Annotated in this window: 25 protein-coding genes; 10 read left to right on the top strand and 15 right to left on the bottom strand. The window is 34.4% G+C overall.

All coding sequences use genetic code 11. From position 1 onward, the window contains the following. Nucleotides 1-21 precede the first annotated feature (21 nt). Nucleotides 22-1,812, top strand: coding sequence for a 1-deoxy-D-xylulose-5-phosphate synthase (locus BLR17_RS04605; protein WP_066327301.1), 1,791 nt, complete (start codon nt 22-24; stop codon nt 1,810-1,812). 28 nt (nt 1,813-1,840) lie between these two features. Further along, nucleotides 1,841-2,914, top strand: coding sequence for a DUF3078 domain-containing protein (locus BLR17_RS04600; protein ID WP_066327304.1), 1,074 nt, complete (start codon nt 1,841-1,843; stop codon nt 2,912-2,914). Between the two features lie 3 nt (nt 2,915-2,917). On the opposite strand, the gene BLR17_RS04595 is transcribed toward BLR17_RS04600, so the two are convergent. Further along, nucleotides 2,918-4,264, bottom strand: a complete 1,347-nt coding sequence (locus tag BLR17_RS04595; protein ID WP_066327307.1) for a deoxyguanosinetriphosphate triphosphohydrolase — start codon at nt 4,262-4,264, stop codon at nt 2,918-2,920. Nucleotides 4,265-4,353: 89 nt separating this feature from the next. Further along, nucleotides 4,354-4,815 (bottom strand): Lrp/AsnC family transcriptional regulator, encoded by a 462-nt coding sequence (locus BLR17_RS04590; RefSeq protein WP_066327310.1) that lies wholly within the window; start codon nt 4,813-4,815, stop codon nt 4,354-4,356. A gap of 169 nt (nt 4,816-4,984) precedes the next feature. Here BLR17_RS04590 and metE point away from each other — a divergent pair, with 169 nt between their 5' ends. After that, nucleotides 4,985-7,309: a 5-methyltetrahydropteroyltriglutamate--homocysteine S-methyltransferase gene (metE, locus tag BLR17_RS04585; protein ID WP_066327313.1), complete on the top strand. Its 2,325-nt coding sequence runs from the start codon at nt 4,985-4,987 to the stop codon at nt 7,307-7,309. Nucleotides 7,310-7,397: 88 nt separating this feature from the next. Here metE and BLR17_RS04580 read toward each other — a convergent pair whose 3' ends face one another. Next, complete coding sequence (locus tag BLR17_RS04580; RefSeq protein ID WP_066327315.1) at nt 7,398-8,147, bottom strand: SDR family oxidoreductase; 750 nt, start codon at nt 8,145-8,147, stop codon at nt 7,398-7,400. Between the two features lie 73 nt (nt 8,148-8,220). Next, a complete protein-coding gene (locus tag BLR17_RS04575; protein WP_066327317.1) occupies nt 8,221-8,508 on the bottom strand; it encodes an ArsR/SmtB family transcription factor in 288 nt (95 codons plus the stop codon). Between the two features lie 121 nt (nt 8,509-8,629). Between BLR17_RS04575 and BLR17_RS04570 the strand changes: the two genes are divergently transcribed. Further along, a complete protein-coding gene (locus BLR17_RS04570; RefSeq protein ID WP_066327320.1) occupies nt 8,630-10,381 on the top strand; it encodes an ABC transporter ATP-binding protein in 1,752 nt (583 codons plus the stop codon). Between the two features lie 2 nt (nt 10,382-10,383). Here the strand turns inward: BLR17_RS04570 and BLR17_RS04565 are convergent, their stop codons facing one another. The 4 genes from BLR17_RS04565 to BLR17_RS04550 all read right to left on the bottom strand — a co-directional run bounded on the left by BLR17_RS04565 (nt 10,384) and on the right by BLR17_RS04550 (nt 15,410). Continuing rightward, a complete protein-coding gene (locus tag BLR17_RS04565) occupies nt 10,384-10,881 on the bottom strand; it encodes an RDD family protein (RefSeq protein WP_066327584.1) in 498 nt (165 codons plus the stop codon). A gap of 166 nt (nt 10,882-11,047) precedes the next feature. Continuing rightward, nucleotides 11,048-13,438: a ribonucleoside-diphosphate reductase subunit alpha gene (locus BLR17_RS04560; RefSeq protein WP_066327322.1), complete on the bottom strand. Its 2,391-nt coding sequence runs from the start codon at nt 13,436-13,438 to the stop codon at nt 11,048-11,050. A gap of 151 nt (nt 13,439-13,589) precedes the next feature. Continuing rightward, nucleotides 13,590-14,579, bottom strand: coding sequence for a ribonucleotide-diphosphate reductase subunit beta (locus tag BLR17_RS04555; protein ID WP_066327325.1), 990 nt, complete (start codon nt 14,577-14,579; stop codon nt 13,590-13,592). Nucleotides 14,580-14,831: 252 nt separating this feature from the next. Continuing rightward, nucleotides 14,832-15,410 carry a DUF3109 family protein gene (locus BLR17_RS04550; RefSeq protein WP_066327327.1) on the bottom strand — a complete coding sequence of 193 codons (579 nt, stop codon included), beginning with the start codon at nt 15,408-15,410 and terminating at the stop codon, nt 14,832-14,834. Between the two features lie 368 nt (nt 15,411-15,778). On the opposite strand from BLR17_RS04550, the gene BLR17_RS04545 reads away from it, so the two are divergent. Both BLR17_RS04545 and BLR17_RS04540 read left to right on the top strand, forming a co-directional pair. After that, nucleotides 15,779-15,982: a hypothetical protein gene (locus tag BLR17_RS04545; protein WP_066327329.1), complete on the top strand. Its 204-nt coding sequence runs from the start codon at nt 15,779-15,781 to the stop codon at nt 15,980-15,982. Nucleotides 15,983-15,986: 4 nt separating this feature from the next. Then, nucleotides 15,987-16,592 (top strand): FAD-dependent oxidoreductase, encoded by a 606-nt coding sequence (locus BLR17_RS04540; RefSeq protein ID WP_066327331.1) that lies wholly within the window; start codon nt 15,987-15,989, stop codon nt 16,590-16,592. A 17-nt stretch (nt 16,593-16,609) separates the two neighbouring features. Here the strand turns inward: BLR17_RS04540 and BLR17_RS04535 are convergent, their stop codons facing one another. Genes BLR17_RS04535 through BLR17_RS04525 form a run of 3 tightly spaced genes read right to left on the bottom strand, consistent with a single transcriptional unit; the run spans nt 16,610 to nt 19,214 of the window. Then, complete coding sequence (locus tag BLR17_RS04535; RefSeq protein ID WP_066327332.1) at nt 16,610-18,184, bottom strand: S41 family peptidase; 1,575 nt, start codon at nt 18,182-18,184, stop codon at nt 16,610-16,612. A gap of 1 nt (nt 18,185) precedes the next feature. After that, entirely contained in the window at nt 18,186-18,617 is a 432-nt protein-coding gene (locus BLR17_RS04530) for a deoxycytidylate deaminase (RefSeq protein WP_066327334.1), read from the bottom strand. Nucleotides 18,618-18,620: 3 nt separating this feature from the next. After that, nucleotides 18,621-19,214, bottom strand: a complete 594-nt coding sequence (locus tag BLR17_RS04525; protein WP_066327336.1) for a HupE/UreJ family protein — start codon at nt 19,212-19,214, stop codon at nt 18,621-18,623. Between the two features lie 183 nt (nt 19,215-19,397). On the opposite strand from BLR17_RS04525, the gene BLR17_RS04520 reads away from it, so the two are divergent. Beyond that, nucleotides 19,398-19,829 carry a fructose 1,6-bisphosphatase gene (locus tag BLR17_RS04520; protein ID WP_066327337.1) on the top strand — a complete coding sequence of 144 codons (432 nt, stop codon included), beginning with the start codon at nt 19,398-19,400 and terminating at the stop codon, nt 19,827-19,829. Nucleotides 19,830-19,904: 75 nt separating this feature from the next. Here BLR17_RS04520 and fbp read toward each other — a convergent pair whose 3' ends face one another. Beyond that, nucleotides 19,905-20,915, bottom strand: a complete 1,011-nt coding sequence (gene fbp, locus BLR17_RS04515) for a class 1 fructose-bisphosphatase (RefSeq protein WP_066327339.1) — start codon at nt 20,913-20,915, stop codon at nt 19,905-19,907. A 170-nt stretch (nt 20,916-21,085) separates the two neighbouring features. Between fbp and BLR17_RS04510 the strand changes: the two genes are divergently transcribed. From BLR17_RS04510 to BLR17_RS04500, 3 genes are all read left to right on the top strand, one after another. Next, on the top strand, nt 21,086-21,571 hold the full coding sequence (locus BLR17_RS04510) for a GNAT family N-acetyltransferase (protein ID WP_066327341.1): 486 nt from the start codon (nt 21,086-21,088) through the stop codon (nt 21,569-21,571). Between the two features lie 12 nt (nt 21,572-21,583). Beyond that, on the top strand, nt 21,584-22,840 hold the full coding sequence (locus tag BLR17_RS04505; protein ID WP_066327343.1) for an aspartate kinase: 1,257 nt from the start codon (nt 21,584-21,586) through the stop codon (nt 22,838-22,840). A 148-nt stretch (nt 22,841-22,988) separates the two neighbouring features. Then, the gene (locus BLR17_RS04500) at nt 22,989-24,053 is read left to right on the top strand and encodes a glycosyltransferase (RefSeq protein ID WP_066327345.1); all 1,065 of its coding nucleotides are present in this window, start codon (nt 22,989-22,991) and stop codon (nt 24,051-24,053) included. A 148-nt stretch (nt 24,054-24,201) separates the two neighbouring features. Here BLR17_RS04500 and phoU read toward each other — a convergent pair whose 3' ends face one another. The 3 genes from phoU to pstA all read right to left on the bottom strand — a co-directional run bounded on the left by phoU (nt 24,202) and on the right by pstA (nt 26,691). After that, nucleotides 24,202-24,864: a phosphate signaling complex protein PhoU gene (gene phoU / locus BLR17_RS04495; protein WP_066327347.1), complete on the bottom strand. Its 663-nt coding sequence runs from the start codon at nt 24,862-24,864 to the stop codon at nt 24,202-24,204. 71 nt (nt 24,865-24,935) lie between these two features. Continuing rightward, the gene (pstB, locus tag BLR17_RS04490) at nt 24,936-25,694 is read right to left on the bottom strand and encodes a phosphate ABC transporter ATP-binding protein PstB (RefSeq protein WP_083189302.1); all 759 of its coding nucleotides are present in this window, start codon (nt 25,692-25,694) and stop codon (nt 24,936-24,938) included. A 52-nt stretch (nt 25,695-25,746) separates the two neighbouring features. After that, complete coding sequence (gene pstA / locus BLR17_RS04485; protein WP_083189304.1) at nt 25,747-26,691, bottom strand: phosphate ABC transporter permease PstA; 945 nt, start codon at nt 26,689-26,691, stop codon at nt 25,747-25,749. Nucleotides 26,692-26,693 lie beyond the last annotated feature (2 nt).

Here is a 26,693-nt window from a genome sequence, read left to right as displayed (position 1 = left end):
TAAATTTGCCTTTTATAAAAAATGAAAAGCAATTTACTCGAACATATCCTCTCTCCTACAGATTTACGCTTACTTGACGAAGCCCAACTTCCTCGATTGGCACAGGAATTACGTGATTTTATTATCGATATCGTTTCGGTAAAAGAAGGTCATTTAGGAGCCAGTTTGGGTGTAATCGAATTAACTATTGCTTTGCATTATGTTTTTAACACACCTGATGATGCATTGATTTGGGATGTGGGACATCAGGCCTACGGGCATAAAATCCTGACAGGCCGAAAAGATATTTTTCATACCAACAGACAATTAAACGGAATTTCAGGATTTCCCAAAAGAAGTGAAAGCGTCTATGATGCCTTTGGCGTAGGCCATTCCTCTACTTCAATTTCAGCAGCTTTGGGAATGGCAATTGCTTCCTATTTAAAAGGCGATTTCGAAAAACAACATATTGCAGTGATTGGCGATGCTTCGATAGCTTCCGGAATGGCTTTTGAAGGACTCAATCATGCCGGAGTTACCGATGCCAATTTATTAGTGATTCTTAACGACAATGCCATTGGAATTGATCCGAGTGTTGGTGCTTTAAAAAAATATCTGACTGCAGTAAAAGAAGGTAAAAATCCGAGGCAAAATAATATGATTAAGTCCCTGAATTTTAACTATTCGGGACCAATAGACGGCAACGATATTTTTACCGTAATCAAAGAACTAAAGCGTTTACAAAAAATAAAAGGGCCTAAATTTCTTCATGTAATTACTACAAAAGGCAAAGGCTTACAACAAGCCGAAGAAAATCAGGTGCAATACCATGCGCCTGGAAAATTCGATGCTGCTACCGGCGAAATCATCCCAAAGTCAGAAGAAAATTTAGCTCCAAAATACCAGAACGTTTTTGGTTTGACTATTTTGGATTTGGCACAAAAAAACAAAAAAATAGTTGGAATTACACCCGCAATGCCTACAGGGAGTTCACTCAAATTCATGATGGACGCGCTTCCGGAACGCGCTTTTGATGTGGGTATTGCCGAACAGCATGCCGTAACCTTAGCAGCAGGAATGGCAACTCAGGGGATGATTGTTTTTTGCAATATCTATTCTACTTTTTTACAGAGAGCTTATGATCAGGTGATTCATGATGTTGCCTTGCAAAAGTTGTCCGTAATTTTTTGTCTGGACAGAGCAGGACTTGTTGGAGAAGACGGAGCAACACACCACGGCGTTTTCGACATTGCTTATTTGCGTTGCATTCCTAATCTGATTATTTATGCTCCGGCCAATGAAATTGCACTACAAAATATACTTTACACCGCTCAACTGGGACTGGATCAGCCTATTGCTATCAGATATCCGCGTGGCCGGGGTATTATCAGCAATTGGAAAGAAAAACATTTTGGTCACTACCAAAACATAGAAATCGGAAAAGCAAATTGCATTAAAAAAGGAACCAAAGTTGCGGTTTTATCTAATGGAACCATAGGAAACAATGTAAATTTGGCGCTAGCTGAAATTGAAAATCCCGATGCAATTGCTCACTATGACTTTGCTTTTGTAAAACCATTAGACGAAAATCTATTGCATGAAATTTTTAAAAAATTCAAAAATATCATTACAATTGAAGATGGCACAATTATTGGTGGCTTTGGAAGTGAAATTCTGGAATTTGCAGCTCAAAACAATTATCAAGCCAAGATAAAAATATTAGGAATTCCGGATATTTTTATTGAGCAGGGAACTATAAATCAGTTACAGCAACTTTGTGGAATTGATGTTAAAACACTAAAATCACTTTTTTTAAGTTATATAAACAAGTAATTACCAAAACTAAAATTTCAATTTGATAATGAAAATACAGTATCTCTACCTATTAATAATTGGATTTTTATTCCTGACTAATACTCCTGTTTTTTCACAAGTAGCTAATGACTCCATTAAAAACGATACGGTAAAAAAAATCATTCTTCCTGTATTAAATGATAATTTTTACAGAAAACCCAAACCGGAAAAACTAAAATATAGTTTTGCCAGAACAGTGGCACTTCCTACTATCGAAAAAACACCTCCTTCAAGTTGGTTCAAGAAAAGTATACTTGGATTTGATATTTCTGAAATTGCATTTGTTAACTGGAGTGCCGGAGGAACCAACTCCGTTTCCGGATTATTAAAAGGCGATTTTAACAGAACTTATGAAAAAAAACTAGTTAAATGGGTGAACGAACTGAGTGTAAGATACGGAATGAACAAACAGGATGGAATTGAAATCCGTAAAACTGATGATGCTCTCCGATTCAACTCGACTTTTGGTTACCGAAAAGACAAAGAAAGCAATTGGTATCACTCGGCTAAACTCAATTTCAACACGCAATTCACAAATGGTTACAAATATCCTAATAAAGAAAATCCAATCTCCAGATTGTTTGCACCTGCTTACATGTTCTTAGGAAGCGGAGCCGAATACAGCACAAAATCCAAAGATTTTGTAGTTTACCTATCGCCTTTCACATACAAAGCAACCTTTGTTTGGGATCAAACTTTAGCAAATAAAGGTGCTTTTGGAGTTGAAAAAGCCACATATGACAGCGATGGAAACCTGCTAACAAAAGGAAAAAGAGCGAAAAACGAACTTGGTGTTTTAGTTACCAATCACTACAAAAAAGAAATTTCTAAAAATGTAGTTTTTGTAAACAACTTAAGCCTTTATTCAGACTATATCAACAATTTTGGAAACGTCGACGTAGACTGTGATTTAGCCTTAAATTTAGTAGTTAACCAATATGTAAAAGCAAACATTGGCGCCCGAATCCTATACGACGATGACATCAAAAACAAAACCGAAGTAGCCGGAGTCACAGTAAATGAAGGTCCTAAAACCCAGATAAAACAAGTTTTAGGAGTAGGACTAACCTATGCTTTTTAAAGCTTAACTTTTTTTACTGCCGTTTATGGTTTTGTATATTTCCAATGCATTTCCATCAGTAAGCAAAGACACATAATGGCAAATGTGCAATAGACGGTCATAAAGGTTTTCCTTTTCCAAATTGTGTTTTTCCGGCAATAATTTCAGGATTAATTTATCATAATTAGAGGCCGTTCCATTGAATTTATTATCATAAGCCGTGATAAATTTATCCAATAAGGTTTGAATGATTTGGTAACCTACTAATTCCTTTTCAATCACTTCACGGCTTTGGTAAATTTTATCAATACTAATTTTGATAATATCATCCATCTGCGCCTTGTATTTACTCTTATCCATTAATGCAAAAGGAAATTTTCCCTGCAAAATAGCCTCTTCATTAGTAATAAAAACTTTTACAGCATCATTAATCAAACTGCTAATAGCTAAAGCTCGCAAATAACTAATACGATCTTCTTTAGTAACTAACATTTTATACTTTTTAGTATCAATATTATCTTTTACCAATTTGATCAAATATTCCAAAGCAAAATCTTCGGAAACCAAACCAAGATTAATACCGTCTTCAAAATCGATAATAGTATAACAAATATCATCAGCTGCTTCGACTAAATAAGCCAAAGGATGTCTTTCAAAACCAATATCGTCGCCTGATTTATTTGGAATCAATCCCATATCTTTTGCAGCTTCCTGAAAAAATGCCGCATCAGCCTGAAAGAAACCGTATTTTTTATCAGCGATATTTCGGGTTGGTTTTTTTGGCAGACTTTCTTTTGGGTATTTCATAAAAGCACCAAGAGTCGCATACGAAATTCGGAGTCCGCCTTCAATTCCGGGACGACTGGATGTCATTACCGAAAAACCATTGGCATTTCCTTCAAAATCAATTAAATCCTGCCATTGTTTTGGAGTCAAAGACTCCTGATATTTTTTTCCTTTACCAATAGAAAAATATTCACCGATTGCCTTTTCCCCTGAATGTCCAAAAGGAGGATTCCCAATATCATGGGCCAAAGATGCTGCTGCCACAATTGCTCCAAAATCGTTCATGTGAAAACCATGAACTTCTTTTAAATACGGATATTTTTCGATTATTTTTTTCCCAACCAAACGTCCTAAAGAACGCCCCACAACCGAAACTTCCAAACTATGCGTCAATCTTGTATGCACAAAATCAGTCTTAGATAACGGAATTACCTGGGTTTTATCCTGTAAACTCCTGAAAGCAGCCGAGAAAATAATACGGTCATAATCTACTTCAAAACCTAAACGGGTATCGTCCTGTTCTATACGTAATCGCTTGCTTGTATCGCCTTGTCGTTTTAAAGATAAAAGTTGTTCCCAGTTCATGCTGATTTCAGATTGTAGATTAACGTCCCGAAGCTATCGGGATTGATTTTAGAATTAAAAACTCAAAAATACATTTTATTTTAAGATTTTTAAAAACTCAATTCTGTACTGTGCTTAATTTCGCCCATTACAAAAACACTTTGGGTATTCCCGATGTTTTCAATTGTAGACAACTTATTCATTACAAAATCCTGATAACTCGCCATATCAGCCACTAAAATCTTAAGCATAAAATCATAATCGCCTGCTATATTGTAACATTCTATAATTTCGGGAAGCGCCACAATGTCTTTTACAAAATTAGCGCCCACATTTTTAGCATGCTCTTTCAATCTTACATTGCAAAAAACAATCATACTACGATTGAGTTTTTCTTTATTCAACAGCGCCACATATTTCGTGATGTAACCTTCACGTTCCAGTCTTTTGATGCGCTCATAAACCGGAGTCGCTGTCAAAAATAATTTGGCCGCCAGCTCTTTTATACTAATTGTAGAGTCGGCTTGAAGCTGTTTTAAAATCCGTAAATCGGTGTTATCTAAATTTTCCATAGAATATTTTACTGTTAAAAGTGTTTTTGGAATTAATTATCAGAATAAAAACCTTTAATAAAAGATAAAAACAATTCATTTTACTTAAATAAAGCACAAATTTAAGTATTAAAACCTACAAATATACCTTTGTACAGAAATTAATTCTGAAATAAACAATCAAAATATTATGAAAACAAACAATCTGGGTTATCCGAGAATTGGAAGCAACAGAGAATTAAAAAAAGCCTGTGAAGCTTATTGGACAGAAAAAATTACTGTTGAGGAATTACTAAACACCGGAAAAGAAATCCGTATCAACAACTGGAAACTACAATCAGAAGCCGGAATTGATTTGATTCCGTCAAATGATTTTTCTTTTTACGATCAGGTTTTAGATTTAACGCTAACATTAGGCGCTATCCCTGCCCGTTATGCCGAAATTGCTAAAACCAAACCAGCTTTAGACTTGTATTTTGCTATGGCGAGAGGTTCGCAAAAAGACGGACAGGACGTGGTAGCCATGGAAATGACCAAATGGTTTGACACCAATTACCACTATATTGTTCCTGAATTCACTAAAAACCAACCGTTTTCTTTATTTTCAGAAAAAATTATTGATGAATTCAAAGAAGCCAAACAATTAGGAATTCACACAAAACCGGTTTTAATTGGACCAATTACCTATTTACTTTTAGGAAAAGAAAAAGGCGACGATTTTAATCGCATTGACCTAATCGATGCTTTATTGCCTGTTTACTTCGAAATTTTAGAAAAATTAGAAGCTGAAGGAGCGACTTACATTCAGCTTGACGAACCTTTTTTAGCCCTTAATCTTACCGACAAAGAAAGAAATACCTACACCAAAGTATACAACGAAATCAACCAACGTTTTCCTAACCTAAAAGTGATACTGGCGAATTATTTTGACTGTTATGGAGAAAATCTGGAAACTGCTTTGGCTTTACCGGTAGATACTTTCCACTTGGATTTAGTGCGTTGTCCTTCGCAATTAGACGATATTTTAGAATCAGGAAAATTAGCCAATAATGTAAAACTTTCTCTGGGAGTGGTTGACGGTAGAAATATTTGGAAAAATGATTTCAAAAAATCGTTGGCAATTATCGAAAAAGCCGTAACTGCTCTAGGAAGCGACAGAATTCTGGTAGCACCTTCGTGTTCATTAATCCACTCACCTTGTGATTTAGATTTGGAAACAAACGACAAGACTCTAACCCCTGAAATCAAGCAATGGCTGGCTTTCGCCAAACAAAAAATCGAAGAAATTGTAGTACTTCGAAATTTAGCTTCGGGAGAAATCACCGAAAATGATCAGGCGCATTATCAAGAAAACACAATCGCCAACGAGAACCGTAAAACTTCGAAATTAATTCATAATGATGCCGTAAAAAATCGTGTGGCAAGTATCACAAAAGGTGATGACCAAAGACAAAATTCTTTTACTGTAAGGCGAAAAAGTCAAATTAAGGCTTTGAATCTTCCTTTATTCCCAACGACAACTATTGGTTCTTTTCCACAAACTGCCGAAGTAAGAAGCTGGAGAGCCAAGTTTAAAAAAGGTGAATTATCGCAATACGAATACGATGCTTTAATCGAAAAAGAAACCGAAGAAACTATTCGTTTTCAGGAAGAATCAGGAATCGATGTTTTGGTTCATGGCGAATTTGAGCGTAATGATATGGTGGAATATTTTGGAGAACAATTAGACGGATTTACCTTTACCAAAAACGGTTGGGTTCAAAGTTATGGCAGCCGTTGCGTGAAACCTCCGGTTATTTATGGCGATATTTCCCGTCCAAATCCAATGACAGTAAAATGGGCTGAATTTGCACAATCATTGACACCAAAATGGGTAAAAGGAATGCTTACCGGACCGGTTACCATCTTGCAATGGTCATTTGTTCGTAACGATCAGGCACGTTCTGAAACCTGTACTCAAATTGCGCTTGCCATTCGTGATGAAGTAACAGATTTAGAAAAAGCCGGAATTAAAATTATTCAAATTGACGAACCAGCCATCAGAGAAGGATTGCCATTACGTAAAGAAGAATGGGCAAATTACTTGGACTGGGCAATTAAAGCCTTTAGAATTTCGGCCAGTGGTGTTGCTGATGACACTCAAATTCACACCCACATGTGCTACAGTGAATTTAATGATATCATCCAAAATATTGCCGACATGGATGCCGATGTAATTACCATTGAATGTTCACGTTCGCAAATGGAATTATTAGATGCTTTTGCCGATTTTAAATATCCAAACGAAATTGGTCCCGGAGTTTACGACATTCACTCACCGCGTGTTCCTTCTAACGAAGAGATGATTCATTTACTGGAAAAAGCGGCAGCGGTAATTCCAGTAGACCAATTATGGGTAAATCCTGATTGTGGTTTAAAAACCCGTCATTGGGATGAAACTAAAAAAGCCTTAATCGAGATGGTAAAAGCTGCTAAAAAAATGCGTGTAGCCGTAGAAAATACCACAATTGCCTAATAGTTTTTTTTACAAAAAAGCCCTAATTGATTTTATTCAATCAGGGCTTCTTCCTTTTAAAACAAATAAAAACTAAATAATATATTCTTTAAAGCGTTGCTACTCCTCCATCAAGCAGTAATTCGCCGCCTACCATAAATTTAGAATCATCCGAAGCTAAGTATAAAAATCCTTCGGCCATTTCTTCTGAACTTCCTAAACGTTTTACAGGAACTATCGAAGCTAAAAACTCTTTTTTAGTATCAACTTCTTCTTTTAGTTCTCCATCTCTGCCAAAGATCGGCGTATCAATTGGCCCAGGCGAAAGTACATTCACACGAATTTTTCTGTCTAATAATTCAGCAGATAAAGTTCTCGCCAGCGAACGAACTGCCGCTTTAGTAGCTGAATAAGCCGCTGCGCCAGCAAATCCTTTGTAAGCTACTGTTGATGCTGTAATAATAATAGAACTTCCATCATTCAAATAAGGCAATGCTTTTTGGATACTAAAGAAAACACCTTTAAAATTAATGTCGCTGGTTTGGTCAAACATCTCTTCGGTATAATCGGCTAATGGAGCTGAAATGTAAACCCCGGCATTCACCACTAACACATCAATTTTCCCGAAAGTGTCTTTCACCGTTCGATAGGTTTTATCGATGTTTTTAATATCCGAAACATCACTTACCACTCCTATGGCTGCATTTCCTATTTCGAAAACGGCATTATCAATAGTAGCCTTATTACGTCCTGTAATAGCGACTTTTGCGCCCTGTTCTGCAAATAATTTTGCTGTTGCCAATCCGATTCCGCTGTTTCCTCCTGTTACAACAGCTACTTTATTTTCTAATTTTTTCATTTTTGATAATATTTTAATTGTTTTAAGTATTTGAATATCTAAATATTTCGATGTTTTTAATCAAAAAAAAGGCCTAAAGCCCAAAATCGCTAATGTATTTAGCATAAGCCGCACAAACCTCTTTGTTAACAACAAATTTCAAATTACGTCCTTCTTTATCAGCAATCAGCAAATCAGCTTCAATCAGCTGTTTTAAATGATGCGACATTGTAGATTGCGCTAAATTAAATTCGGCCGAAACATCACAACATTGTACACAACTATCGCTTTGGCTAATGATTTTCATTATCTTTAAACGATAAGGATCTCCCAAAGCTTTAGAGATTTTTTCAACTTGTTTTATGTTCAATTCGGTAATCATGAGGCAAAGATAAAATATATTTTTAACACATCGAAATATTTCGATATTTAATTTTAAATTTGCACTAAACTTAAATTCAGCCAGCTATTACTATTTGAATTTTCCACTTAAACGAATCCAAATGAAAATCTTATATAACTATATCAAAACACACAAAACACTTTTATACATTGCCTTATTCTTAGCCACCGTAAATCAGTGTTTTTCATTATACGATTCAATAATCATTGGTAAACTGTTAAACGAATGCGGTGTTGGAGTTGCTAACTTTAGTCATAATCAGGGTAGTTTTATCAAAGCTGTTTCAGGCTGGTTATTATTATCATTAGGAGCTGCAATGGCTTCCAGAATTGCCAAAAACTTTCAGGATTATTTTACCAATATTATCATTCAGCGTACAGGTGCCCAAATGTACACCGACGGAATCCAAAAAGCACTGCAATTACCTTTTCAGGATTTTGAAGACCAGCGCAGTGGAGAAACTCTGGGAAAACTACAAAAAGTAAAAATAGACTGCGAAAAATTCATAACCTTATCCATCTCCTTAATTTTTCAATCGATTGTAGGGATTGTTTTTGTGGTAGTCTATGCCGTGAGCATCCATTGGCTTTTAGGTCCAATATTCCTGATAACCGTACCTGTAATAGCTTTTGTAAGTTCTTTTTTAGGAAAGAAAATCAAAAAAATATCCAGAGAAATTTTAGGTGAAACCACCGCTTTGGCTGGAGCTACAACCGAATCTTTACGAAATATAGAATTGGTAAAAAGTTTGGGATTAACCCAACAGGAAGTCAACCGATTGAATGCTACAACAGTCAAAATCCTTGGATTAGAACTTAAAAAAGTACGTTTTATCCGTTCGTTGAGTTTTATACAAGGCACAACCGTTCATTTTATGAGAACCTCTTTGGTTTTTGCACTTTACCTGTTTATTTTTCACGATATTATAAAACCCGGAGATTTAATTACACTGATGTTCTTTTCGTTCTTTTTGTTTAATCCGTTACAGGAATTGGGTAATGTAATTGCAACTTACAACGAAACAAAAGCATCTATGGATAATTTTGCCGATTTAATGAATGCTAAAATTGAAAAAACACCGAAAAACCCTAAAACTATCGGACCGATTAATCATTTAAGTTTCCAAAATGTTTCTTTTAAACATCTAACAGCTAAAAACTACGCAGTAAAAAACATTTCATTTGAAGCGAAAGTTGGAGAAACCATCGCTTTCGTAGGTCCGTCAGGAAGTGGAAAAACGACTTTGGTAAAAATGCTGGTAGGCTTATACAATCCTGCCGAAGGCACTATTTTTTATAACGAGAAAAATGCCCAAGAAATTGACCTTAACGAATTAAGACAGCAATTAGGTTTTGTAACTCAGGACGCTCAATTATTTTCGGGAACAATAAAAGACAATTTGCTTTTTGTAAAACCCGATGCCACCGATGAAGAAATACATGATGTTTTACAAAAATCGGCCTGTCAAAATTTACTCAAACGTGCCGAAAAAGGAATCAACACCACTATTGGAGAAGGAGGTGTTAAAGTATCGGGAGGAGAAAAACAACGCCTTTCTATTGCCAGAGCTTTGCTGAGAAAACCCCACTTATTGCTTTTTGACGAAGCGACCTCAGCATTGGATTCGATTACCGAAGAAGAAATCACCAAAACCATTCGCAGTATATCGTCAAAACAAGACCAAATCACCGTATTGATTGCGCATCGTTTATCCACGATTATGCATGCCGATAAAATATTTGTTTTGGAACAGGGAGAAATTATCGAGCAAGGTAAACATCAGGATTTATTAGACGAAAAAGGGCTCTATTATGCTATGTGGAGACAACAAATTGGTGAGAGAAAAGAATAACTCTAAGTCTTAATCACATCAACAAAAGGCTCAAAATCTTTACGCTTTTTAGCCAGCTTACGTTTTTTAACCACATAAGTTTCTGAAAAAGAATCATGCCAGCCTCTTGGAACTTCACTAAAAAAGCTAAAAGCTTCAAAAGGGATAAATCGGCAACAGCTTCTGACAAAAAAACGCTTCTTAGATGGTTTAGTACCATCAGCAGTAACAACAATTGTATGTGTTATCAACTTAGCGATAGTTCGTGAAAAATACACTTCGGTAAAATAATAATACAAAAAAGCAACAATCGCTGAATAAAAACCTATTTCAACTTTATTGAGATTTTCTATCCAATTAGAAAGTTCAAAATTATTGGCAGACAAAGCAACCAAAATAATTGTTGTCCCTAAACTTAACACAAGGATGTAAATAAACATCAGGTCGATACTTAGATTTAAAAAACGCTGAAATCGGGTAGCGAGTAAATCGTCGGATATTGAAAATTCTGCATTTTTCATAACCATAGATTTTAGGAGTGAGAAACAAAACTTAACTCTCTCAAATGTAATGATTTATTAGCAATTTTTCGAATAATAATTCCACTTTTACAATTACAGCATAAAAAAAAAACAGCCATCAAATGATGACTGTTTTCTAAACTTATTTTGAATTAATAATCAAAAATTAGGCTCCACACATTTCGCAATCCTCAGGACCACCAGCTTGTGCCTGCAAAATCATCTTTTTATAATCTTCAATATCAATCGCCTCTGTTTTTATTTCTTCAGCAACTGGCTGTTCTTTTTTATCGTTATTTAAAGTAAATTTAATTGCATCCACAGCCGATTTAGTTCTTAAATAATACATTCCTGTTTTCAATCCAGATTGCCACGCATAGAAGTGCATTGATGTTAATTTAGCGTAATTAGCATCCTGCATAAACAAGTTCAATGATTGTGATTGATCAATAAAATAACCTCTCTGACGAGACATATCAATAATGTCTTTCATTGACATTTCCCAAACAGTTTTGTACAACTCTTTCAAGTCTTGTGGAATCACATCAATATTTTGAACTGATCCGTTGTGACGCATAATTTCCTGTTTCAAACTTTCATTCCACAATCCGCGCTCTACTAAATCATGCAATAAATGTTTGTTTACTACAATAAATTCTCCTGATAATACACGACGGGTATAAATATTAGAAGTATATGGTTCAAAAGCTTCGTTATTACCTAAAATTTGAGACGTAGAAGCAGTAGGCATTGGAGCAACCAATAAAGAGTTACGCACACCGTGTTCCATCACTTCTTTTCTTAATGAAGCCCAATCCCAACGGCCTGATAAATCCTCATCATTCAAGCCCCACATATTGTGTTGGAATTCTCCTTTAGATATTGGAGAACCTTCATAAGTTGAATATGGTCCTTCTTCTTTAGCCATTTCCATAGAAGCGGTAACAGCTGCAAAGTATAGAGTTTCGAAAATTTCCTGATTCAGTTTTTTAGCAGCATCACTGGTAAACGGCATACGCAACATAATGAAAGCATCGGCCAAACCTTGCACCCCTAAACCAACCGGTCTATGACGAAGATTCGAATTCTCTGCTTCCGGAACCGGATAGTAGTTTCTGTCAATAACCTTATTTAAGTTTCTGGTAACACGTTTCGTTACATTAAATAAAGCTTCATGGTTAAATTCACCGTTTTCAACAAACATTGGCAATGAAAGCGAAGCCAGGTTACAAACCGCAATTTCGTCCTTAGAAGTGTACTCCATAATTTCAGTACACAAGTTAGAAGAACGAATAACTCCTAAATTCTTTTGGTTTGATTTACGGTTAACAGAATCTTTGTATAACATGTATGGCGTTCCTGTCTCAATTTGAGATTCCAGGATTTTCTCCCACAATTCACGTGCTCTGATCGTTTTTCTACCTTTTCCTTTGGCTTCATAATCGGTATATAAAGCTTCAAATTCGTCTCCATAAACATCATACAATCCAGGACATTCGTTAGGACACATTAAAGTCCATTGTCCGTCTTCCTGTACACGTTTCATGAACAAATCAGAAGTCCACATCGCGAAGAATAAATCTCTCGCACGCATTTCTTCTTTTCCGGTATTCTTTTTCAAGTCTAAGAATTCGAAGATATCGGCATGCCAGGTTTCGATATAAATCGCAAAACTACCTTTACGTTTTCCACCACCTTGGTCTACATAACGAGCCGTATCGTTGAATACTCTCAACATCGGAACAATTCCGTTAGACGTTCCGTTAGTTCCACGAATGTAAGAACCTGTAGCACGAACGTTATGAATAGAAAGTCCAATTCCTCCCGCTGATTGCGAGATTTTAGCCGTTTGCTTCAAAGTATCGTAAATTCCGTCAATACTGTCATCCTGCATTGCCAAAAGGAAGCAAGAAGACATTTGAGGTTTTGGTGTACCAGCGTTGAATAATGTTGGTGTTGCATGCGTAAAAAACTTTTTAGACATCAAATCGTAAGTTTCTAAAACAGCCTGTAAGTCATCTAAGTGAATTCCAACAGCCACACGCATTAACATATGTTGTGGTCTCTCAACAATTTTCCCGTTTATTTTCAATAAATAAGAACGCTCTAAAGTTTTGAAACCAAAATAATCGTAATTAAAATCTCTTGTGTAAATAATATGAGAATCTAAGAAAGCCGCATTTTCCTGGATTACTTTAAATACTTCATCCGAAATTAACGGAGCCGCCTGACCATTTCTTGGATTCACATAATGATACATTTCGGTCATAGTCTCCGAAAATGATTTTTTTGTATTCGAATGCAAGTTTGAAATTGCAATTCTCGCTGCCAACTGAGCATAATCAGGATGCGCAATAGTCATCGATGCTGCAGTCTCAGCCGCTAAATTATCTAACTCTGACGTAGAAACACCATCATATAATCCTTCAATCACGCGCATTGCCACTTTTACGGCATCCACTAAATCATTTAAACCATAGCAAAGTTTTTTAATTCTTTCTGTGATTTTGTCGAACATTACTGGCTCTTTGTGGCCGTCTCTTTTTACTACGTACATAAGTTTTGGGTTTTGTAAAACAGGGAATCCCTTCGCTGTTTTTGGTTATTTGTAATCTTGTTTTGTGCCCGGCAGGCATTAAAGCACAAGGCTTTAATTATTTTTTACCCGAAAAACGAGTCTTTTTTTCTTAAAATTTAGTCGCTAAATATTAAAAATCAGCGTCGAATGAAATTTCCTGAGCATCAGAATCATTAGCTTTTCCACTGTTTAAAACTCCCGCTTTTTGATATTCGGATACTTTTTTCTCAAAGAAATTTGTTTTTCCCTGAAGCGAAATCATATCCATAAAATCGAATGGATTAGCAGTATTGTATACTCTTTCACATCCTAATTCCACTAACAATCTATCAGTAACAAACTCTAAATATTGCGTCATCAAACCAGCGTTCATACCAATCAAACTAACCGGAAGAGATTCAGTGATAAACTCTCTTTCAATATCTAAAGCATTTACGATAATTTCTTTAATTCTTTCCTTAGAAACTTTATTTATCAAGTGGTGGTTGTGTAAATGCACAGCAAAATCACAGTGAACACCTTCATCGCGGGAAATCAATTCATTAGAAAACGTTAATCCCGGCATTAAACCACGTTTTTTCAACCAATAAATAGAACAGAAAGCACCTGAGAAGAAGATTCCTTCTACAGCTGCAAAAGCAATTAATCTTTCAGCAAAAGAATCAGATTCAATCCATTTTAAAGCCCAATCCGCTTTTTTTCTAATAGCTGGAAAAACTTCAAGTGCATTAAACAACTCATCTTTTTCTTTTTCGTCTTTTACATAAGTATCAATCAAAAGGGAATACGTTTCACTATGAATATTTTCCATCATGATCTGGAAACCATAGAAAAATTTTGCCTCAGCATATTGTACTTCATTTACAAAATTCTCAGCTAAATTTTCATTTACAATTCCGTCAGAAGCAGCGAAGAAAGCTAAAATATGTTTGATAAAATATTTCTCATCTGAATTTAGCTTATTGTTCCAATCGTGTAAATCCTGAGACAAATCAATCTCTTCAGCAGTCCAAAAACTAGCTTCCATTTTTTTATACCACTCCCAGATATCGTGATGTTTAATTGGAAATATTACGAAACGATTTTTATTCTCTTGTAAAATTGGTTCAATTTGCGACATTGTAATTCTATTTTTAATGAGATTTAAGGATAGTTTTTTGCTTTTTGAAGCTTTACAAAGATTGTGAAATATTGCGGTAATTAAAAGTCAAACTTATTCACAATAACCTCTAGTTTTTAACAAAAACCAAAAACTAGTCTTCTTTTTACAAATCAACCAACAGTCTTAAAATCAACAAATTAAAAACACAAAAACATCGAAAAGTGCCGTAAAATATAGGATTTAAACAATACGAAACAAGAAAAAAACAGTTTATTTTGACTTGACTTTTGCCCATTCACGAGCTACTATTTCGAGCTCTAAATACCAGTCTTCGCCGAACCTTCTAATCAAAGCCTCTTTGACAAATTTATACACCGGAACTTCTAATTCTTTACCTAAAGAACAGGCATCATCACAGATATCCCATTTATCATAATTAACAGCTGCAAACTCGGTAAAATCTTTTACTCTAATTGGATACAAATGACAGGAAACCGGTTTTTTCCAGTCAACAATCCCCTGATTATAGGCTTGCTCAATACCGCAAAGTGCGGTTTTACCATCAAAAATCACATAAGCACAATCCTTATTATCAATTAATGGCGTCTCAAGATCTCCGTCAGTCCCTTTTACCCAGGTGCCCTGAGCTTCAATAGCCTCAATTCCTTCTTTTCGTAAAAAAGGTTTTACTTTAGGAAATATTTCCTCTAAAATTTTAGTTTCCTCTTCATTTAAAGGCGCACCCGCATCACCATCAACACAGCAGGCTCCGTGACAAGCTGATAAATTACATACAAATTCTTTCTCTAAAATATCTTCTGAAACTATCGTTTTTCCTAATTGAAACATGGGTTGCTCTAGTATAATTTATAAAGTGCAAAGATAGTCAAACACGAACTCACAACACTAAACTTCAATTCATTTATCCCGGATTTAACTTAAAAAAGGACTTTTTAAAACAAATAAACAAACTATTCCTTACAACTAAAACGGCAGGATAAAAACAAGCAACTCGCTCACAAACAGACAGATAATAACACTTTTTAACATTTAGCTGTTAAATTATAAGTTCCTAATGTTAAAGCAGTATTGCTCTAAACTATTTTTTTTTAATTTTACCCCATAATTTAGCATGTAGAAACAATCTGAATTTGCTAAAAAAGAACATCTTAACTTAACAAACAGATTTATTTAAACTACAAGCCAAAATAAACATCATGAAAATCTTTACTAACATCTTAGTGTTTCTAGCCGCAGCACTTGTTATTTTCAACATTACTCAATTAGATTTCAGTAATCTTTTTAAGGAAGATAATGCAGTGGCTTTTATTGGAATTGCCGCTTCTTGTTGCGCCATCTTAATTCTAATTATTTTTAGATTATCTAAAAAAATAGAAGACAAAATGAACGACAAACTATAATTATATGTTTGACGTTTTAATTATTGGAGGTGGAGTTTCCGGAATGTCGTGCGCTTTAGTACTTGGTTCTGCCAAAAACAAAAAATTCGTATCCGATAAAAAAATCGGCATCTTTTCACACCAAAAATCTTCTTCCCTTCAGGATGCTTTGTTTAACAACGCATATGGAATTCCCGCAGGCAAACTTGGATCGGAATTACTAAGTGAAAGCATCGCTCATTTAGACCAAAGCTATCCTCATATTACACAAATTCAAAACGAAAAAGTACTTCGTATTGAAGGAGAAGCATCCAACTTTACTGTTATTACCAATAAAAACAACTACCAAACAAAAGCCATTGTAATAGGTATTGGTTCAGCAAACACTTTTGCTATAGAAGGATTGATGCAATATGTTATTCCGCATCAGAAAGCACTTCCTGAAAAACAACGAATACAATTAATAAACACGGACCATTTAGTAGCCGAAGGGATTTATGTTATTGGAACTTTAGCAGGCTGGAGAAGCCAATTAGCCATTGCTGCCGGAAGTGGCGCAGCTGTTGCCACAGACATTCTTACTTTATGGAACAATGGTATTCAAACACATTCACACGATAGTATCCGATAAAAACAAACCAACAATTGCTATTTTTTTGCCAAAATTGTTTTTATCATCACATCATTCTTTAAAAGAATATCATAATAGGCTTTTTCCCCATACAATTGTTTAGCAAATTCAGCATTTAGATGTCTTTTCACAACAGATTTACCCTTTTCTAACTGTATCCCAGGAATATGTTTGGATAAAAACTTATCAAACACATTAAAATATTCATCTGTAGCATTCATTTTCTTTAAAAATTGCTCAAAAGAAAGCCCTTTGAAAGTATTTCTTTTTTTATCCAATTGTTCAAAAACAAAATTACCAACAATTCCGGATTCCATTAAGTACAAAGTTGCTTCATCGGCATGTTCAAACTCAAGCGGCACAAAAATATCCGGAACAATTCCACCTCCGCCATAAACAATCTTTCCTTTTGGTGTTTTAAATTTCAAACTATCATCTACTTCAATACATTCTTTATCATACAATTCACCGTTTTTAAATCGCGCTTCGGATTCTTTAAAGTATTGCTCCTCCCCTTTTACATACGGTTTTTGAATTGACCTTCCTGTAGGCGTATAATAACGCGCAACTGTTAATCGCACTGCCGAACCATCATCAAAATCTATTTCGCGTTGTACCAGACCTTTTCCAAAAGAACGACGACCTACAATTGTCCCTCTATCGTTATCCTGAACTGCACCAGCCAGAATTTCACTTGCCGAAGCGGTATTTTCATTAATCAAAACAAATAAATTTCCGCTTTCAAAATCCCCCCTTTCAGTTGCGTAGGTTTTATCTATTTTTCCTTTTTTGTTTTTAGTAAATACAATTAGTTTTCTGTTAGCCAATAACTCATCCGCAATTTCAATTGCCTCTTCCATATAGCCTCCGCCATTATCACGAAGATCAATAACCAGAGTTTTAGCCCCATGTTTTTTTAAACGAATCAGATTAGATTTAAACTCTTCATAAGTAGTTTCGGCAAAACGATTGATTTTAATATAAGCCGTTGACGCATTTAACATCAAACCAACATCAACACTTTTCAAAGGAACAACCCCTCTTTTAATGATAAAGTTTATTTTTTTCTTTTCTGATTTTCTATAAACCGTAAGAACCACCTGTGAACCTTCGGCTCCTTTAAATTTTGAGAACAAAGAATCTGTTGGTAATTTTCGCCCGAACAACCTCACATCATCCGCATATAAAATTCGGTCACCGGCTTTAATTCCTGCTTTAGCAGAAGGACCATTTGCCATCGACTCAACAACAGCTACAGTATCTTTATACAGGTAAAAACGAACACCAATACCCACGAAATCGCCTTTCATATTTTGAGCAACCTCTTCTTGTTCACTTGCAGGAATGTAGACAGAATGCGGATCTAATTGTGACAAAATATTATCTACAGTCCTGTTAACAATAGAATCGGTATTCAACTCATCAACATACTCATTATTGATAAAATCAATTAATTTATTGAGTTTAGCTTTCGAATTATTGACATCCGAAAATTGATTTTGATTCGAAAAATTCAAAAAACCACCTATAAGTATTCCAATAGACAGGATAATACTAATATAAATAGGCCGGTATTTGTAATTTATTTTCACTTTAATCTTCTAATTCCTGGATATGATCTACAATTACCCCGGCTTTTTTTAAAAATTGAATTCCTGAATCATCGCGATAACCATTTTGAAACACTACTCTTTTAATCCCTGATTGATGAATTAATTTACTGCATTCTTTACACGGAGAAAGTGTAATATATAAAGTTGCTCCTTCGCAGGACTGCGTAGAACGTGCTACTTTAAGAATCGCATTGGCTTCAGCATGCAAAACATCCCATCTTGTCAAACCTTCCTCATCTTCACAACAATTATCAAATCCTGTAGGTGTTCCATTATACCCGTCAGAAATAATCATTCGGTCTTTTACAATAATCGCACCTACCTGTTTGCGTTTACAATACGATAAAAGCCCCCATTCCCTGGCAATTCGAAGATAAGCCTTATCGTATTTATTTAATTTTTTTTGTTCCATAATCTATCTTAACCAAATTTCATTTCCCAAAATTATTGGCAAAACTATTCCAATAATAAATGCCGACATCACTAATGCCCAATCTCTTTTAGAAAATCTAAAAACCGTTTGCACTATATACGACAAAATCAAAACAACTAAAACAACAACTAACTGAGCTGCTTCAATTCCTAATGACGATTCTAATATCGCTAATAATTTTGAAACTGAAGCCCCATGATGCATATTTCTGAAATAATTTAAAAACCCTAAACCATGTATGATTCCGAAGAAAAGCGTAATAAAAAAAACCAAATTAAGACTTTCCTTTTTACCTGATTTACCTGCAGTAAACAAATGAAACAAAGCAACTATTAAAATTGTAATTGGAATCAACAGTTCGACTACAGTTACCTTTACCGCTATAATTCCATATAAAGTTAACAACAAAGCCACAGTATGTCCTAATGTAAATGAAGTAATCAATAACAAAATTCTTTTCCAATCCTTAAAAGAAAGCGGAATTACCAATGCTATTAAAAAAAGTATATGATCGTAGGAATAGATATTTAAAATATGTTTTAATCCTAATTGAAAATAGATTAAAAATTGGGACATCATAGGTATTATTAATTGATAGGGGATGTAAACTTACGATTAATTTTGAAACTCCTCAATTCAATCCGCCAATTCCTTGAGAATAATTTCATTCTAAATTAGATTTCTCATTAAATAAAATTCAAAAGAAAATTAATAATTTAAAAATTGAATTATATTTGTCTAATAAAAAACACAATTATTATGTCATTTTCAGATTTATTTGATAGCGAGTTTAAACAAAGAAATAAAGGTCATTTTTCTGCGATTGTTCGTGTTGCCTTAGCTGATGGTATTGTTTCAAAGGAAGAAAAAAATTTCCTGGACAAATTAGCTACAAAACTTGAAATTTCAACTTCAGAATATGAAGAAATTTTAGAAAACCCAACAGTTAACCCAATCAACCCTCCTTATCTATATTCTCAAAGACTAGAGCGTTTATACGATTTAGCCAGAATGGTTCATGTTGACCATCAATTAGGAGATAAACAAGAAATAGTTTTAAAGAAAATTGCTATTGGTTTAGGTTTTACTCCAAGCAATGCTGGTCATATTGTTGCAAAAGCCTTATCATTAGTAGATAAAAAAGTAGATTTTGACACTTTTGCTTACGAGATGCAAAACATGCACAAGTAATTTTTACTTATTAAATAAAACAAAAAAGCTCTTGAAATTTCAAGAGCTTTTTTGTTTATGTTATTTGGAATACTATTATTTAGCAGCATTCAGCATAAACTCTTCAGCCTTAGCAACCATATTATAACTTCCACAGAAAAACGGAACGCGCTCGTGTAATTCTGTTGGTTTTATTTCCATAATTCGTCTAAATCCATCCGATGCTTTTCCTCCGGCCTGTTCAGCAATAAAAGCCATTGGATTACATTCGTAAAGCAATCTTAATTTACCTTTCGGTGCCTTAGAACTTGTAGGATAAATATAAATTCCTCCTTTTATCATATTTCTGTGAATATCAGAAACTAAACTACCAATATATCTTGAAGTATAAGGACGATCTCCTTCTTCGGCCTGACAATATTTTATATAATCTTTAACCCCTTGCGGAAATTGAAAATAATGTCCTTCGTTAATAGAATAAATATGACCATCAGGAGCAAATTTCATATCGGGATGCGACAGATAAAAAGTACCAATTGCCGGATTTAAAGTAAAGCCATTTACACCATGCCCTGTGGTATAAACTAACATAGTTGATGTACCATAAATTACATAACCTGCGGCTACCTGCATGGTTCCCGGCTGTAAAAAATCTTCAAGAGTCACCGGAGTTCCTATAGGCGTAACTCTTCGATAAACCGAAAAAACCGTTCCTACAGAAACATTCACATCAATATTAGACGAACCATCCAACGGATCCATCAAAACCACATATTTATTCTTGTGACTTTTATCTTTCCCCTCTACCGTAATGAACTCATCATTTTCTTCCGATGCAATTCCACAAACGATTTCACGATTTTTTAAAGTCTGAATAAAAATTTCATTCGCATAAACATCTAATTTTTGTTGGTCTTCACCCTGAATATTAGTTTCTCCGGCTGCCCCTGTTATGTCGACTAATCCTGCTTTGTTCACTTTGTAGCTTACAACTTTTGCCGCCAGACGTATTGAATTGATTATTCGGGATAATTCTCCTGATGAATATTGAAATGATTTTTGGTTGTCAATAATAAACTCTCCTAAGGTAGTTGCTCTTTCTTCCATTTACGAAATCGATATAATTGTATTTGAGGTAACAAATATCGTTTTTTTTGTGATAATGATTCAATAAAACTTACTTAGTTTGGCAGTATTGTATATTTGCTAATAATTAGCAGTCTAACAGATTTCAGGAAAGCCTTATTGTCAAATTTTAAACCAAAAAATACGAATCTATGAATATTAGAGTAGGTAAAAAAGAAGACATGAAGGCGGTTCTTAAATTAATTCAGGAGCTGGCGGAATTTGAAAAAGAACCGGATGCTGTTATTGTAACAGCGGAAGATTTAATTAGAGATGGTTTTGGAGACCAACCATTATTTCACGTTTTTGTTGCCGAGAGAGATTCAGAGATTGTAGGAATTGCGTTTTATTATTACCGATATTCAACCTGGAAAGGAAAAATAATCCACCTTGAAGATTTGATAGTAAAAAACAATATGCGGGGCAAAGGAGTGGGTTATGCGTTATACTCCGAAATTATCAAACAAGCTCAAAGAGACAACGTAAAAAGAATAGACTGGAATGTACTTAACTGGAACACGCCTGCTATTGATTTTTATGAAAAAACAGGAGCCAAAGTATTAAAAGAATGGCATGTTACCCAAATGGACGAAGCCGGAATTGCTGATTTTATTAAAAACAGATTAAAACAATATTAGAAAAAATAAAATATGAGAGTATTTAAATTTGGTGGAGCATCAGTAAAAGATGCTGCCGGAATAAGAAACGTATACGACGTTTTACAAAAAGCAGGTTATCAGGATGTATTATTAGTTGTTTCAGCAATGGGTAAAACAACCAATGCCTTAGAGGTAGTAATCAAAAATTATTTTGATAAATCTCCTGAACTTAACGCATCGGTACAGGAAATAAAAAAATACCACAACCAAATCTTATTGGATTTATTCGAAGACGAAAACCACGCTGTTTTTGCTGCTGTAAATGAACATTTTTCTGATTTGGAATATTTCTTAGCTCATAATAAATCACCTAATTACAACTTTGTTTATGATCAAATTGTAAGTATGGGAGAAATTATTTCGACTACTGTTTTGAGTTATTACATGAATTTCATGGGGATTGAAACCCAATGGATTGATGTTCGTAATTATATCAAAACCAACAACAACTACCGTGATGCCGAAGTGGATTGGGAATTGACTCAAAGCAATATTTCTAAAAACATCAAAACCAAAAGCTTAAACATCACTCAGGGATTCTTAGGTTCTGACGAAAACAACTTCACTACTACTTTAGGTCGTGAAGGTTCTGATTATACTGCCGCTATTTTTGCTTATTGCTTAAATGCCGAAAGCGTTACTATCTGGAAAGACGTTCCTGGAGTTATGAATGCCGACCCAAGATATTTTGAAAACGCAAGTTTGTTAAACCAAATATCTTACAGAGAAGCAATCGAATTGGCTTTTTACGGAGCAACGGTTATTCACCCAAAAACATTACAACCATTACAAAAAAAGGAAATTCCTTTACACGTAAAATCATTCATCAATCCTTTATTAAAAGGAACTGTTGTTAGCAAAGGAGCTACTTTAGAGCCGTTCATGCCTTGCTTTATTGTAAAAAGAGAGCAATTATTAATTTCACTTTCTTCCATTGATTTTTCATTCATTATGGAAGAAAACATCAGTGAAATTTTTGGTTTATTCCATGAATTCAAAATTAAGGTAAACTTAATCCAGAACTCAGCGATCAGTTTCTCAGTATGTGTTGAAGATAAATTTGGTAACTTTAAAGACTTGCTTGCTATTTTGTCTAAAAAATTCAAAGTGGGTTACAACGAAAATGTTACTTTGTACACTATCAGACATTTTAACGATACTGCCGCTCAGACTGTAGTGGAAGGAAAAACAGTATTATTAAAACAATTAGGTACTGAAACCATGCAAATTGTTACTAAAGAAGGTTAATCTTTTTTACTATACTTTTCTAAAAAGACACTGTTATTTAGCAGTGTCTTTTTTATTACATCAGGAAATAATAACTTAATAGTTTGATAATTCATAAGTCTGTTTACAAAAACTTTGTTTAAGTATTTTTATCAAAAATGATTAAACTATGAATTTAAATACACCAAGCAAAACCATCCTGGTAGCTCCGTTAAACTGGGGCCTAGGACATGCTACCCGTTGTATTCCTATCATTAAAGCCTTACAGGAGAATAATTTCATCCCAATTGTTGCTTCAGATGGCATTGCTTTAGATTTATTAAAAAAAGAATTTCCCTATTTAAAATTTCTCGAACTGCCTTCTTACCAAATAGAATATGCCAAAAACGGCAAATATTTTAAATGGAAACTTTTGAAAAATTGTCCAAAAATGATTGAAGCTATTTTGGAGGAGAAAAAATTAATCAAAAAATGGATTAAGAAATACGATATCGACGGCATTATTTCCGATAACAGACTTGGAGTTTTTAGTAAAAAAGTACCTTCGGTATTTATTACACATCAACTCAATGTACTAACCGGGAATACCACCTGGTTAAGCAGTATTTTACATCAAAATATCATTAGAAAATATACCGAATGCTGGATTCCGGACAATGAAGGAGAGATAAATTTAGCCGGCGAATTAAGTCATTTGAAAAACCCTGATTTAAACATCAAATACATTGGTCCATTAAGTCGCATGCATTATAAAAAAACAGAAAAAAAATACGACTTAATGATTCTTCTTTCAGGACCTGAACCACAACGTGGCATGCTGGAAGAAAAACTTAAAAAAGAGATTCTGAACTATAATGGGAAAGTACTTTTTATAAAGGGAATTATAGAAAAAGAACAAAAAAAGGAACAACTGGACAACATTACTTTTTACAATTTCATGCACAGCCGTCAGCTGGAACAAGCTCTAAACGAAAGCGACATTATTCTTTGCCGTTCGGGATATACCTCGATTATGGATTTAGCCAAACTGAACAAAAAAGCCTTCTTTATCCCTACTCCCGGTCAATACGAACAATTATACTTAGCCAAAAAACTAAAAAAAGAAGGTCTTGTTCCTTTTGCATCTCAGGATGATTTTTGTATTGAAAATCTAAGTGAAATCGATAATTACAAAGGACTTTCAGAAATAAAATCCAACATCAACTGGACTGAAATTTTTAATGTTTTTTATTAAACAAACACTTATTGAGCATAAACAAAAATTACTATAAACTAAATGATAAAAATAGTACAGAAATCATTAGTCAACCTAAAAAAAATAAAAAAGCCAGGTTTTTCATATTGAAAAACCTGGCTTTTTTGATAAAGTAAAAACTTAAGAATTACAAATCCTCAAACTTTTCATGCTTAATAATTTTAGCATTAACCATAAAATATACTGATTCAGCAATATTGCTACAGTGTTCAGAAATACGCTCTAAATGCTTCAAAACTAAAACAAGATTTGTACCTGACACAACTACTTTAGAATTTGCCTTCATTTCACCAATAATAGCTGCAATAACATCGTCAACTCTCGTTTTAATAGCATTATTTAACGAAAAGATAGTAGAAATAATTTCAGAGTCTCTTGTTAAAAAACTTTCATTTGTTTTTAACACAACAATTTCAACCTCTCTTGCAATCTCTCCGATTTCAAACTTACTGATTAAATCATGCTTTTCCTTGATGTTTTTGGTTTTCTTAATGATGCTAATTGCTAAGTCACCAATTCTTTCTATCTCATTGCTTATTTGCATAGAGGCCATGATAAATCTTAAATCAGAAGCAACAGGTTGCTGTAAAGCAAAAATTCTTTGACAAATTTCATCAATCTTGACATCTAATTTATCAATTTTACTTTCAACTTTCTTTACTTCTTTCCCTTCTGCCGCCGATTCTAAAAGTAAAGTTTTCACGGCTTCACTCACTTGATTTTCGGCCAAAGCACCGATTTTTTGAATAACATTTTTAAGTTTATCTAATTCTATTTCAAAGTGTGTCATTCTATTCTTTTTTAAATATTAAGATTAAAATTAATGAATATCTCAAAGTCAATTAATGATATTAAATAATTTTATCCAAATCTACCTGTGATATAATCCTCTGTTTGTTTTTTTTCAGGCTTAGTGAAAATTTCGTTTGTTTTACCCATTTCTATCAATTCACCCATGTAAAAGAAAGCGGTATGATCACTGGTTCTGGCAGCTTGCTGCATATTATGAGTTACAATAATAATTGTATATTGCTCTTTCAATTCGTGAACTAATTCTTCAATTTTTGAAGTAGAAATTGGATCCAGCGCACTTGCAGGCTCATCCATCAAAATAATATCCGGACTTACTGCCAATGTTCTGGCAATACACAAACGTTGTTGTTGTCCACCGGAAAGCCCTAAAGCAGAATCTCCTAATCTGTCTTTTAATTCATCCCAGATAGCTGCCTGACGCAATGAAGTTTCAACAATTTCGTCTAGGGTATTTTTATCGTTAATCCCATTAATTCTCGAGCCATAAGCTACATTCTCGTAAATAGATTTCGGGAAAGGGTTTGATTTTTGAAAAACCATCCCGATCTTTTTTCTGATGTTTACTACATCAACATTTTTATCGTAGATATCAACTCCTTCCACAAGCATCTGACCTGTTATAGAAACACTCGGAATCAAATCGTTCATTCGGTTAATACATCTTAAAAAAGTCGATTTACCACAACCTGAAGGACCAATTAATGCCGTCACTTTATTAGCCGGTACCTGCATTGTAATTTCTTTTAACGCTTTCTTTTCACCGTAATACAATGACAAATCATTTACTTGTATTTTTATGTCTTTCATTTTTATTTTTATTATAATCTAAAAGTAAATTTTATTAATTAATATGCAAAAACTATTTTGCTTTTCTTCTGATTCTGGAACGAATAACCACCGCTACAAGATTTAGCGACAAAGTAAGAATTAACAATACTAATGTTGTTGCAAATTGTATCGGCATCGTTTTCTCAACATCTGAAGATTGTGTCGCCATAATATAGATATGGTATCCTAAATTCATAAACTGATCACTCAATGAACCTGGTAATGAAGCTAAATAATAAGCCGCTCCGGTAAATAAAATAGGCGCTACTTCTCCGGCTCCTCTACTCACCGCCAGAATGGTCCCTGTCATAATACCCGAAATAGAACCCGGAAGTACCACATTTTTTATCGTTTGCCATTTAGTGGCCCCCAAAGCTAAACTGGCTTCACGTAACTCACGCGGAATTGTTTTTAAAGCTTCTTCAACCGAAACAATAATTACCGGCAAGGTTAATAATGACATGGTTAAACTAGCCCAAAGAATATTAGGTTGTCCCCAGCGTAATTGTCCTCCATTGAAAGCGGTATCAAAGCCGGCACCAATAAACTGAATAAAAAATCCAAGTCCGAACAAACCGAAAATTATTGAAGGCACTACGGCCAAAGTACGAACAGAAAAACGAACTGCCGCAGCAAATTTTGAACTTTCACTGGCATATTCCGTCAAATAAATGGCTGTAATAGTCCCAAAAGGTACCGCTGCAATTGACATTACAATAACCAAAATGAAGGTTCCAATCAAAGCAGGAAAAATTCCCCCTTCGGTCATTCCGTTTGTTGGAAAAGAACTGATGAATTCCCATGAAAATTTCTCACGTCCTTCATAAACTATAATCCCTAAAATAATAAACAAAACTGCAATTATAGTAAAAACTGCCAGTTGAGTAACTCCAACAATAAGCTTCCCTTTAATGTCGGTATTTTTATTTTGAGTCGAAAGCAGGGAACTGTTAATTTCTTTAGTCGCTGTATTCATGA

This window comes from Flavobacterium glycines (assembly GCF_900100165.1).
In the GTDB taxonomy this organism is placed as follows: domain Bacteria; phylum Bacteroidota; class Bacteroidia; order Flavobacteriales; family Flavobacteriaceae; genus Flavobacterium; species Flavobacterium glycines.
Note: the sequence above shows the minus strand (reverse complement) of the source record. Positions and strands in the feature narration are given on the sequence as shown.